This window comes from Longimicrobium sp. (assembly GCF_036388275.1).
GTDB lineage: Bacteria > Gemmatimonadota > Gemmatimonadetes > Longimicrobiales > Longimicrobiaceae > Longimicrobium.
Genome location: NZ_DASVSF010000008.1, coordinates 84,984 through 97,736, shown reverse-complemented (window position 1 = coordinate 97,736; position 12,753 = coordinate 84,984). Strand labels below are relative to the sequence as shown.

General features: G+C 72.0%; 6 protein-coding genes. 3 read left to right on the top strand and 3 right to left on the bottom strand.

The window, feature by feature from the left end; translation table 11 throughout:
* Positions 1-813: 813 nt before the first annotated feature.
* The 3 genes from VF632_RS03020 to VF632_RS03010 form a co-directional block, all read right to left on the bottom strand.
* Positions 814-1,347, bottom strand: a complete 534-nt coding sequence (locus VF632_RS03020; RefSeq protein WP_331021364.1) for a hypothetical protein — start codon at positions 1,345-1,347, stop codon at positions 814-816.
* Positions 1,348-1,393: 46 nt separating this feature from the next.
* On the bottom strand, positions 1,394-2,650 hold the full coding sequence (locus VF632_RS03015) for a hypothetical protein (protein ID WP_331021363.1): 1,257 nt from the start codon (positions 2,648-2,650) through the stop codon (positions 1,394-1,396).
* 262 nt (positions 2,651-2,912) lie between these two features.
* Entirely contained in the window at positions 2,913-7,766 is a 4,854-nt protein-coding gene (locus tag VF632_RS03010) for an NAD-glutamate dehydrogenase (RefSeq protein WP_331021362.1), read from the bottom strand.
* A 230-nt stretch (positions 7,767-7,996) separates the two neighbouring features.
* On the opposite strand from VF632_RS03010, the gene VF632_RS03005 reads away from it, so the two are divergent.
* From VF632_RS03005 to VF632_RS02995, 3 genes are all read left to right on the top strand, one after another.
* Positions 7,997-8,176 carry a hypothetical protein gene (locus tag VF632_RS03005; protein ID WP_331021361.1) on the top strand — a complete coding sequence of 60 codons (180 nt, stop codon included), beginning with the start codon at positions 7,997-7,999 and terminating at the stop codon, positions 8,174-8,176.
* A 49-nt stretch (positions 8,177-8,225) separates the two neighbouring features.
* Positions 8,226-10,892: a cyanophycin synthetase gene (cphA, locus tag VF632_RS03000; protein WP_331021360.1), complete on the top strand. Its 2,667-nt coding sequence runs from the start codon at positions 8,226-8,228 to the stop codon at positions 10,890-10,892.
* Positions 10,893-12,121: 1,229 nt separating this feature from the next.
* Entirely contained in the window at positions 12,122-12,709 is a 588-nt protein-coding gene (locus VF632_RS02995) for a hypothetical protein (protein ID WP_331021359.1), read from the top strand.
* Positions 12,710-12,753 lie beyond the last annotated feature (44 nt).

Here is a 12,753-nt window from a genome sequence, read left to right as displayed (position 1 = left end):
GTACGTGGGCAGGGCGCCCGCCGCGTTCTGCGCGAAGAGCACCGTCTCCGGGCGGGGGCCGCCGTCGGGCGCGTCTCGCGTGGCGGGCGTGGGAAGGGTGAAGTAGGGAAGGAACAGCGCACCCCCGATGCGCTGGGGCGGTACCCCGGCGATATCGGAGGCGCCCTCGGTGCCCTTGATCCCGTCCGCCAGCGCGCGGCCCACCACGGGGAACGCGGCAGAGCCGGTGCCGCCGAAGATGGAGCCCACGGCAAAGAACAGCGCGTCGGCCTCGGTCTGCCCCTGCGAAACGATCTGCGCGAAGAACCTCTCGTCGCGCAGCCGGTTCATGAACACCGTGCCAATGGAGGGAACGCCGCGGAAGCCCATGGTCAGGTCCATGTTGCGGACGCGCTCGGGGTTCAGCAGGTCGAACATATGGCCCAGCGCCGCGCTCCGTCCGCGCATCAGGGTGCGGTCCACGCGCACGGCGAACCGCGCGTCGGCCAAGCCCTCATCGTCGGCGATAGGCGACCAGACGAGCGCGCTCCCCACCGCGTCTACCACCTCGGTGCGAAAGTACACGTCGGCGGCACCCTGGTCGGCGAGGGCGCGGCGCGTTTCGCGGTACAGCTCGATCAGCTCGCGCGAGCGCTTGACGGCGGCGTTGGACTGGTCGGGGTCGATCAGCACCAGCCGCAGCTGCCGCGGCCCCAGGCCGAAGGCGCACAGGTACAGCAGGGGTTCGATGCTGCGGATTCCGCTTCCGCCCAGGGCCAGAAACGTCAGCGTCCGCTGCTCGACGCCCGAGCCGATCAGGTCGGTGGACATGGGCTAGGCTCCAAAGGGGTTGATGCGGGGCCAGGGGCAGCCCCGGTTGTGGAAGAAGCCGCCGGAGGCGGGATGCCAGCCCGCGGCCCGCGTCAGCAGGAAGGAGAAGACGCCGAACGCCAGCGCGCTCCACACGAACCCCGCAAGCGAGCGGCTCAGCGCCAGCCCCACCGGGAACGTCGCCGCGAAGGGCAGGGGATTGGTTTCGCAGGTGCCGGCCAGCGCGTGCTGCGGCACTAGGAAGTACAGCATCACCAGCGGCACGAGGGCGCCGATCACGGACGCGATCGCCATCACCACCCACCAGCGCCGGACGAACGCGCGGCTGAGGCTGCGCCGGTCCGTGAGGTAACAGGCCAGCACCGCGGCGAGCACCAGCAGGCCCGTCGCCACGGCGGTCCACTGGTACGCCGTGAGGACCGAGGTGGAATCGAAGAACCCGTTCAGGTCCTCCGGCTCGCCGGGTGCGGGAAGCGGGCAGATGAGCGCGACGTCGGCGGGCGGCGGTGCCCACAGGTGCAGCAGGAATTGCCACATAATGATCCAAGATGGGGGTTGATGGTGTGCGGGCGCGGGCCGCGGCTTAGTTCACGACGACGTAGGCGCGCAGGACGGGCGGCGCAGCGCGGGGATCGAGGCCACGAAAGCTCTCGAACAGCCGGCTGAGCCCGTAGGTCCGCAGGGCGTCGCCTGCGCTCTCCGCGTCGAACGCCTCCAGCCACGACGGCTCCCCCGCGGGATGCAGCTGCAGTCGGTACAGGTACCGCGGCCCGTCGGAGCCGCGCGAAATGAACTCGTAGGTGAACGGGTCCGCGGTGGGGCGCATGAGCCCGCCCCTCGCGGGGGAGGGGCGCCAAGGTGAGGCGGCGGGATCGGCCGCGAGAGAGCGGACCGCGAGGATGGGCATCAGCCGCCGGCCCCGCAGCGACGCCAGCATGGCTCGTCCACGGGGGGACGTGGTGTCATCGAGAACCAGCGAGGCGCGAAGCGGGGTGTTGGTCGCCGTCCGGCCGCGCACCCGGACGATGGGCGTGCCATCCGCCGCGGCGAGCCAGCCGGGCTCCAGGTTGATCTCCGCCGATCCGCGAGATGCCATGGCGACGCCGGAGCCTGGAACGGCGGGGAGCGGCGTCACGTAGAGGTTCTGGAACACGGAGGCGAGCGCGGCGGCCACGCGGCCGTGATCGCCCGGAGCGACGAAGGCGAACGCGTAGAGCGGACAGGTCTGATGGTCCGCATCCCCAGACGCGCGGCACCCTGCGGGATCGTTCGCCACGGGCTGGAACGGCGCGGCGGACGACGCGACGATGAAGGAGCCGCCGCGTTCGATCCACTGCTCCGCCAGTGCCCGCATCCCCACGAACTGCCCGTTCGCCGCATCGGGATTCCCGCGCCGCCCATCCCCGATGAGCACGTGCGTGGACGAGGCGGCGGAATCGCGGGAGATCAGCGGGAAGACCTCTTCGATTTCCGTGTTGGCGTCACCGTAGAAGTCCTTGTTCCCCAACACGCCCAGCCCCTGCCTCGTGGCCGCGACCTCGTTGCCGAAGCCGTAGACCTGCGAAGGCTTTAGCCGGGCGTCGAAGCCATCGATCACGGAGCGGTAGTCCGTCGCCACGCGTCCGGGATACGCGGGGTCCAGGAACCCGCGCATGCTCTGGCTGCGGTCCACGTACAGCACCACCGGCCTGCCGGCGTCCGCCTCGGGCCACACGGCGAGCGAATCCCCCGTCGCCATGGTCTTGGCGTTCGCGAGGTCTGCGGGCTCACGGGGCGGTTCGGAGGGACATTTAGCGGCGGCGAGCAGCAGCAAGGCCGCGGTGAGCGTGCTCCGGCGCATCTGTCCCTGGTGCCGATGGAGTCCCTGAAATCCGTCCGCCCATGCAGACGAAAGCATCGGGATACTCTGTCGGCCGGGAGCGCGAGAATTCCCCATCCAACCAAAAAACGAGGGAGGGCGCGGGAAAACTCCCGTGCCCTCCCTCCATTTTGCTACATCGCTTCACGCAGAGGACGCAGAGAAGACAGAGAGGACGCAGAGAACTGCGCCAGCTCTCTGCGTCCTCTCCGTTCCCTCTGCGGCCTCTGCGTGAAACGTTCCTTTAGTCGCCCGCCACCGCAGCCCCGGCCACTTCGCGCAGCTGGTGCACGGCCAAGGCATACGCGGAAAGCGGGCAATTGCCCACGCGCAGCTCGGCAAGCAGATCGCGGTAGGCGCGCACGCCCCGCGGATTCGCCGCCTCCAGCCGCTCCAGCGCCCCCGCCGGAGCACCATCCCCGGCGCGCGCCAGCAACCCCGTGACGAGCGCCCGCTGCGCCCGCTGCACGTCGTCGCCCAGGGCCTGGGCGAAGCGCCGCTCCCACGGGTCGCGTCCGGCCGCCATCTGCACCGCCTGGCGCAGGCGCGCCGTGGCGAAGTGCTCCGACACCGCGTAGAACGCCTTGGCCGCGCGCAGCTCGTCGGTCTGCCCGCGCCGCGACACCTCCACGATCTCCAGCAGCTGCGGCAAAAAGCGCAGGGTGATCAGCCGCTCGGCGAGGCCGCGCTCCACCCCCAGGTCCTGCATGGCGCCCAACTGCGTGAGGAAGAGCGCCCGGTCCTCGCCGCTGACCACCTTGGCGAAGTTCCCGCGCAACGCGCTCAACGCGCTGCGCGCATCCTCGATCAGCGCATCCGTCGCGGCGCCCGGCGCCACGTTGGCCAGAATCCAGTGCGTGGTCGTTTCCAGCACCTGCCCCAGCCCCAGCAGCCAGCCGTACACCACCTCCACGTCGTAGCGCCCCTCGGCCCCGGCCAGGTCCGCGCGCACCTCCGGCGTGCCGCTGATGCGGCTGGCGACCAGCCACGCGCGCACCACCTCGGGAATGGAGTGCCCCGTGTCGCGCGAGGTGCGGTGAAGGAACGACGAGCCCATCAGGTCCACCAGGTCGTTCACCATCTGCGTGGTGACGATCTCGCGCCGCAGCCGGTGCGACCGCAGGCGGTCCAGCCCCGCCGTCTCCACCGCCAGCGGGGGAAAGTAGTTCACCAGGTACGACTCCGTGGCCGGGTCGTCGGGCACGGTGCTGTCCAGCAGCTGCATCTTGGCCGCCATCTTGGCGTGCGCCAGCAGCACCGACAGCGTGGGCCGCGTCAGCCCGATCTTTTCCGCCCGCCGCTCGGCGATCTCGTCGGGGGTGGGAATGCCCTCGGCCTCGCGGTTCAGCAGGCGCTCGCGCTCCTGCGCGGCGATCAGCGCGGCGAAGTCGTCCAGCGCCTCGCGCGACCGGCGCTGGTCCAGCGACACCGCCAACGACTGGCTGACGTTGTCGCGCAGCACCAGCTCCGACACCTGGTCCGTCATCACCCGCAGCGTCTCGTTGCGCTGCTCCTCGGAAAGCGACCCGTCCACCACCAGCCCGTTCAGCAGGATCTTGAGGTTCACCTCGTGGTCGCTCATGTCCACGCCCGCGGAGTTGTCGAGCGCGTCGGTGTTCAGGCGCCCGCCCCGCAGGTTGAAGGTGATGCGCGCCCGCTGCGTGAGCCCCAGGTTGCCCCCCTCGCCGATCACCTTGCAGCGGAGCACGTCGGCATCCACGCGGACGGGGTCGTTCGTGGGGTCGCCCACCTCGGCGTGCGTCTCCTCGCGGTCCTTCACGTAGGTGCCGATGCCGCCGTTCCACAGCAGCTCCACGGGCGCCGTGAGCACCGCGCGGATCAGCGCCTCGCCATCCAGCGTCGCCACCTCGTCGCCCAGCCCCAGGGCGGCGCGGGCCTCGGGCGTAAGCTCCACCTCCTTGCTGCCACGCGGCACGATCAGCGCGCCCGGGGAAAGCTTCGACCGGTCGTAGTCCTCCCACGACGAGCGGGGGAGGTCGAAGATGCGCTGCCGCTCCTCGAAGCTCACGGCCGGGTCGGGCGTGGGATCGATGAAGATGTGCCGGTGGTCGAAGGCGGCCAGCAGGCGGATCTGCTTCGACAGCAGCATTCCGTTGCCGAACACGTCGCCGCTCATGTCGCCCACGCCCGCGACGGTGAAGGGCTCCTTCTGGATGTCCTTGCCCATCTCGCGGAAGTGCCGCTTGACGCACTCCCATCCGCCGCGCGCGGTGATCCCCTCCTTCTTGTGGTCGTAGCCGTTGCTTCCGCCCGAGGCGAAGGCGTCGCCCATCCAGAAGCCGTACTCGGCCGAGACGGCGTTGGCCACGTCCGACAGGTGCGCCGTCCCCTTGTCGGCCGCCACGACGAGGTAGGGGTCGTCGCCGTCGTGCCGCACCACGCCCTGCGGCGGCACCACCGAACCCCCCACCAGGTTGTCGGTGATGTCCAGCAGCCCGCGCATCAGGGTGCGGTACTGCTCCTTCGCCTCCTCGCCCATCGCGTCGCGGTCCGCCAGGCGCCGCCGGGTGATGAAGCCGCCCTTGGAACCGCTGGGAACGATCACCGCGTTCTTGATCACCTGCGTGGTGACCAGCCCCAGGATCTCGGTGCGGAAGTCGTCGGGGCGGTCGCTCCAGCGGATGCCGCCGCGGGCCACGGGGGCGCCGCGCAGGTGCACGCCCTCCATCCGTGAAGAATGGACGAACACCTCGTACAGCAGCCGCGTCTTCTTGAGCTCGTCCACGTCAGCCGAGCGCACCTTGAACGACATGTAGGGCACGCCGCCGCTGCGGGCCGTGGGGTCGGCGCCGCCCCCGCGGAAGTAGTTGGTGCGCACGGTGCCGCCGATCAGCGCCAGCAGCCGGCGCAGGGCGCGGTCGTCGGCCAGCGAGCTCACCTTTTCCATCTCGTCCGCCAGGCTGGCCCGCGCAGGCGCCTCGTCGCCGCCCTCGGCCGCGAAGCGCGCGTGGAACAGCTGCACCAGCCCCCGTGTCACTGCCGGGTACGCCGCCAGGGCGCGCGCCACGGCGATGCGCGAGGGGATGGCCCCCACCTGGAAGGCGTACTCCGCGTAGGCGCGCAGCAGGTCGGCCTCGCGCCAGCGCAGGCCGGCCGCCAGCACCAGGCCGTTGAACGGGTCTTCCACCGCGTCACCCGCGCGCACGGCCAGCAGCGACTCGGCCAGCAGCGGGGTGACGTCGTCGGGGATGGGCGTTCCCTCGCGCGTCTGCACGGCGAAGGAGTAGATCATCCGGTCCGGGGCGCCGGCCGCGCGCACCTGGAAGGTGTCCACCTCCAGCACCCGCAGCCGGGCATCCTCCAGGATGGGCATGAAGTCCGAGAGCACCAGCCGCTCGCCGGAAAGGTACAGCTTGAGGATGGACGAGCCCTGCGGCGCCGGCTCGCCGGGCAGGGGCTGGCGAAGCTGCAGCGCCACGGCTTCGCCCCGCCGGCGCAGCGCCTCCAGGTGAAGCACGTCGTGAAGCGCCGTCTGCGGGATGTTGGCCGCGCGGTACTCGGGGCTGAAGGCCGCCCCGTAGGTGGCCGTCAGCGCCTCGGCTTCCGCGTCTTCCACCCCGGCGCCCCGCAGCGCGTCGCCCAGCAGCTCCTGCCACGACCGCAGCAGCCCGGCCACCTCGCGCTCCAGCTCGCGCGGGTCGGGGAGCGCGGCGCCGGGAGCGGTGGTCAGGTAGTAGTGGATGCGGGCCTGGTCGCCCGCCGCCATGCGCAGGTAGTGGTTCACCACCTCCCCGCCCAGCCGGTCGGCCAGCAGCTGGCCGATGGCGCGCCGCACCTCGGCGCTGAAGCGGCCGCCGGGCAGGATCACCAGCACCGCCGCCTCGTCGCGCACCGGGTTGGCGCGCACCACCACGCGCACGCCCTCGGTGAACAGCGCCGCCAGCGACGCCTGCACCTGCGCGCGAAGCTCTTCTTCCGTCGCCTCGAACAGCTCGTCCTTGGGGAGGGCGTCGACGATGGAGACGATCTCCTTGTAGTCGTGCCCGCCCGGGCGCGAGCCCGAGGCGGCCAGCAGCCGGTCGAGCTTGCCGCGCAGCAGCGGCACGTCCGCCACGGTGCTGCCGTACGCCTGCGAGGTGAACAAGCCCAGGAAGCGCCGCTCGCCGCGCACGCGCCCCGCCTCGTCGAGCACCTTCACCCCCACGTAGTCCATCCGCGCGCGGCGGTGCACGGTGGACTCGGCGTTGCTCTTGGCCACCATCAGCGTGGGCCCGCCCAGCAGCCGCTCGCGCAGCCCGGCGGCCATGGCGCTCACCCGCACCGGGGCGGCGTACGACGACGTCGACGCGTCGCGCAGGATTCCCAGCCCCGACCCGTCGCGCACCGCCACGGAGGCCGCGTCGCCCTCGCCCTCGATGGCGTACTCGCGGAAGCCCAGGAACACGAAGTTGCCCAGCCCCAGCCAGCGGAGGAACGCGGCCTCCTCGGCGAACTCGGCCGCGCGGTCGGGAAAGCGCGCCGCGTACTCCTCCACCACCCGCGCCTCGTGCTCCAGCACCCGCGTCATCGCCGGGAAGTCGCTGGTGGCATCGACCACGTCGGCCAGGCGCTGGCGGATGCCCTCGGCCACGGCGGTGCGCTGGGCGGGGTCCGTCACCCGCGCCACCTCGCAGTGGGTCAGCGCCTCCAGCGACGCGCCCTCGCCCGCCTCGTCGCCCACGGCCACGATCTCGCCCGCCGGGCCGCGGCGCACGGGGATCACGGGATACGCGTACTGGTGGATGTGAAGCCCCTCGGCGGCCAGGTACTCGCGCACCGTGTCGACGATGAACGGACGGTCGCCCACCTCGGCCCGGATGACGGTGACGGGGGCGCTCCACCCCTCGTCCTCGGGGTCCACCACCTGCACGTTCACCTGGTCCGGGCGGGCGCCGCGCAGGAACTCCCACGCGCCCAGCGTGAGCGCCGCCAGCTGCGCCGTGCCGCGCTCTTCCAGCAGCTGGCGCGGCACCTTGGCGAAGAACAGGCGGGCGAAGCGGCACAGCGCGTCGCCGTCGGGGCGGCGCAGGGCCGACAGGTGTTCGCAAAGCTCGTCCACCGTCACCGCGCGGGCGGACGTCGAGGTCTGTTCGCTCATGTACGACAGCAGGCTCGTGCAGGTGTGTTTCCGGGTGTTGGGCCAACGGAGGCCAATGTAACCGGCGCGGCTCCGTTTGGCACGCACGCGACCCTCAAACCCTTACGTAGCACGGCGGAAAGGGCCCCGCCCCAGGGCTTTGCCAATGGTATGCTTTCTGCTCTTTACCCCTGTACGCGCCGTACGGAGGCGCGTTGGGAAACGGAAATGGAAGGCGGAACATGTTGGCCATGACCACCGACGTCCAGCGCGTGCCCGAGTCCCTGCGCGCCGTCCCGGAGACGCGCGCGTACACGCGCCGCATCGACTGCTGCGAAGGGTGCGCCCGCCCCGCGGCGGGCACCCCGGAGCGCGGCGGCGCTCCCCTGCAGGCAGGGGCCTGGGAGCACACGCGGCGCAACCACACCTGACGGCGGGGGCCGTCCGGCCCCCGATCCCCCAGACCAACACCACCGGAACATGTCCCAGGCCCAGACGGAGGCCCCGGCGCCCCCGCGCGAGTTCGACCCCGAAGAGCTGCGGGTCAGCCGCCTGCGCGCCGTGCGCGGCCCCAACTTCTGGCGGCTGGCGCCCGTCATTGCGTGCGACCTGCGGCTGGGCGCGCTCGAGGACGTGCCCACCACCGCCATCCCCGGCTTCAACGAGCAGCTGCTGGAGCTGATGCCCACGCTGTACGAGCACCCGTGCTCGCGCGGCACCGAGGGCGGCTTCATCGAGCGGCTGCGCGAGGGCACGCACCTGCCCCACGTGCTGGAGCACGTCGCCCTGGAGCTGCAGACGCTGGCGGGCACCGACGTGTCGTTCGGCCGGGTGGTGGAGAGCGGTGATCCCGGCGTCTGGTGGCTGATCGTGGCGTACGAGGAGGAGGACGTGGGGCTCGAGGCCGTGCGCCAGGCGGTGCGCCTGGTCAAGGCCTGCATGAAGGGCGAGCCGTACGACATCAAGTTCGCCGTCGAAGACCTGCACGACCTGCTGGAAAGCGTGCGGCTGGGGCCGTCGACGGCGGCCATCGTCGAAGAGGCGCGTCGGCGGGGCATTCCCGTGCGCCGGCTGAACAGCCATTCGCTGGTGCAGCTGGGGCTGGGGGTGAACCTGCGCCGGGTGCAGGCCGCCATGAGCGACTACACCAGCGCCATCGGGGTGGAGATCGCCCAGGACAAGGACGACACGCGCCGGGTGCTGGGCGCCATCGGCCTGCCGGTGCCGGAGGGGAGCGTGGCCACCACGCTGGAGCGCGCGGTGGAGGTGGCGCACGAGATCGGCTGGCCGGTGCTGCTGAAGCCGCTGGACGCCAGCCACGGCCGGGGCATCTCCGGCCGCATCGACAACGACGACGCGGTGCGGGCCGCGTTCGAGGTGGCCGCCAAGTTCTCGCGCAAGGTGGTGATCGAGCAGTACGTCACCGGCAGCGACTACCGGGTGCTGGTGGTCGACGGCAAGGTGGCCGCCGTCGCCGAGCGCGTCCCGGCCCACGTGGTGGGCGACGGCACCCACACCATCGCCGAGCTCATCGTCATCGCCAACCAGGACCCGCGCCGGGGCCGGGGGCACTCGCGTACGCTGACGCAGCTTCCCGACGACGCGGCCACGGACGCGTACCTGGCCTCGTCCGGCCGCAGCCAGCAGGACGTGCCCCCCGCGGGCGAGCGGGTGTACCTGCGCGCCACCGCCAACCTGTCGACAGGCGGCACCTCCATCGACCGCACCGACGAGGTGCACCCCGACAACATCACCGCCTGCGAGATGGCGGCGGGCATCGTGGGGCTCGACATCGCGGGCATCGACGTGCTTTCCCCCGACATCACGGTGCCCTTCCGCGAGAACCGCGCGGTGATCATCGAGGTGAACGCCGCGCCGGGGCTGCGGATGCACTCGCACCCGTCGGAGGGTGTGCCGCGCAACGTGGGCGCGCCCATCATCGACATGCTGTATCCGCCCGGATCTCCCTACACCATTCCCGTCGTCGCCATCACCGGGACCAACGGAAAGACGACGACCACGCGGCTGACGGCGCACCTGTTCCGGCAGACAGGAAAGACGGTGGGGTTCACGACGACGGACGGCGTGTACCTGCAGAACCGGCTGGTGATGGAGGGCGACATGACGGGGCCCTTCAGCGCCAACATCATCCTCTCCAACCCCACGGTAGAGGTGGCCGTGCTGGAGACGGCGCGGGGCGGGGTGATCCGCGCCGGGCTGGGCTTCGACGAGTGCGACGTGGGCGTGGTGCTGAACGTGGCGGCCGACCACCTGGGGCTGCGCGGCATCAACACCGTCGAGCAGCTTGCGGAGGTGAAGTCCGTCGTCCCCGCGGTGGTGAAGCGCGAGGGGCACGCGGTGCTGAACGCCGACGACCCGCTGGTCTACCGGATGCGCGACCGCTCGGGGGGCGACATCGTGCTGTTCTCGACGATGCAGCCCGGCGAGAACCGGGTGTTCGACGACCACATCGAGCGGGGGGGCATCGGCGCGCGGGTGGAGGACGGCGAGTTCGTCATCCGGCGCGGGCGGCTGCGCATTCCCATCGCCACGCAGCGCGAGGTGCCGCTGATGATGGGCGGGGCCGCGCGGTTCCAGCAGCAGAACGTGCTGGCGGCCATCCTGGCGGCGTACGTGCAGGGGGTGCGCTACGACACCATCCGGGCGGGGCTGCTCTCGTTCTTCCCGTCGCCGTCCATGACGCCGGGCAGGCTGAACCTGCTGCGCCTGGGCGAGGTGCGGGTGCTGGTGGACTACGCGCACAACCCGGCGGCGGTGGAGGGGCTGGTAGAGACGGTGCAGGCGCTCCCCGCGCGCCGGCGGGTGGGCGTGGTGGGCGCGCCGGGCGACCGCCGCGACGAGGACATCCGCGGGCTAGGGCGCCTGTGCGCGGTGCTGGACCACGCCTTCGTGAAGGAGGACACCGACCTGCGGGGCCGCGATCCGGGCGAGGCGGCGGCGCTGGTGGTGGAGGGGCTTCGCGAGGGGGGGATGGGCGAGGACGCCATCGAGATGGTGGGCGACGAGTTCCAGGCGGTGGACCGCGCGCTGGCCGCGGCGGACGCGGGCGACCTGGTGATGGTGCTGGCGGACAAGGTGGATGCCGTGCTGAAGCACGTGCAGAAGCAGGCGCCCGAACCGCACTGACGGTCCCCCTCCCGCCGGCCCCGCAAACTGCGCGGGAGAGGGGGAGCACTTCGGTCGGGGTTCGACTGGACCCGGTGCGTGCGACAGGCGCCCCCCATCCCCAGCCCTTCCCCCGCAAACTGCGCGGGAAGGGAGCCAGTGTGGGGCGCCTCCCAGGTTGCGGGGGCACAAGGGCCTGTCATCCTGAGCCCCAGGCGCACCGCCCCGGCCCATACGATGAGCCACGCGGGGCGAAGGATCTAACCGTGGACACGTACCAGCCAGGGCGCGGCAGCGGTCACCGCAGCCGAGGCCTCGGCTGCCGTAGGGCCCTCACCCGGCCGCGCTGACACGCGTGCCACCCTCTCCCACAAACAGCGTGGGAGAGGGGGTACACTTCGGGCTTGGGGTGCGTCACGGCAGGCCCGGTGCTCGGGCCGGCGCCCCCCATCCCCAACCCTTCCCCCGCAAACTGCGCGGGGGAAGGGAGCCAGTAGAGCGCGCGCGGCCTGCGGACGTGCAATCGAATTCTCCTCTCCCCCATGGGGTTTATGGGGGAGAGGCCGGGAGAGGGGGGCGCCGCGGCATTCGCCAGAGTCAGCCGAAGCGCGGTTCAGGTCTCCCCCTCCCCTGCGCAGCGGGGGACGGGGGCCGGGGGGAGGGGGCTCCCAGAGGCATTCACCGGCAGCCAGCCAATCCGCGCCCGACGTTCTCCCCTCTCCCGGCGCAGTTTGCGGGGGGAGGGGCCGGGGGAGGGGCCCTGCCGCGGCGTGCACCGGCCCGAGTCGAACCTCGCGAGAGGCGAGCATGGAGCGACGCCCCGGCCCTTCTGGGGCGACTGAAGTCGCGGCAACGACGGCCCAAAGTCCGCCTTCGCGGACTGCACGCGCAGCCGTGTGCGCCAGGCCAGCCGAAGCGCGGTTCAGGTCTCCCCCTCCCCTGCGCAGCGGGGGACGGGGGCCGGGGGGAGGGGGCTCCCAGCGGCATGCACCGGCAGCCAGCCAGTCCGCGCCCGACGTTCACCCCTCTCCCGCGCAGTTTGCGGGGGAGGGGCCGGGGGAGGGGGAACCCGCCGCATGCACCCGCCACCCGTCGAACCTCACCGCAGCCCGCACGCCGACCTCCACCCCCAATCCCTGGCTCCGCACGCACATAGCCCGGGCGGCGCGATGAAACTCCGGCCGCGTTGCGGGGTTGTAACCAGCGCCGCCGGAGTCCGCGGCGCTGGAAACCGATCAAGGGAGACCGGATTGCTGGGTGCCATCCCGTGGGCGGTCGTCGCGGCCGCCTTCATCGCCGTTGTACCGCTGGACGCGCAGGTGCGTCCCATGTCGGCCGAGGTGCCGGCGCCCGCGCGTGCGCGGACGCCCGGCGCGTCCGCCGCCGACATGGCGCGCAACTGGTACGGCGAGCTCCAGCGCCTGAGCGGGCACCTGGCGCAGGTGCACGAGCGCGCGCTGCAGAACCCCGAGCTCCGGCGCCGGCGCGACGCGCTGATGCAGGGCATTCAGCAGGCGATGGACGCGGCCGATCCAGAGCTGCGCACGCTGGCCAGCCGCGCGCGCCAGATTCCCGCCGAGGTGCAGACCGCCCAGCGGCGCGGCGACGCGCCCCGGCTGCGGTCGCTGGACCGCGAGGCGGCGCAGATCCGCGCCCGCTTCATGAACGTGGAGGCGGGCGTCATGCGCCAGCCGGCGGTCGCGCGCCAGGTGCGTGCGTACGAGGAGCTGCTTCGCCGCGAGATGATGCGCATCGAGCCGCTGACCGAGAGCCTGCTGGCCCGCAGCGCCGACCTCCAGCGCCTCCTGCAGGCTGCACTCGGCCAGCAGCAGGACTAGGCGGCCGGGGCCTCACGCGGCCCTTGACGCAGGGTGTAACGCCC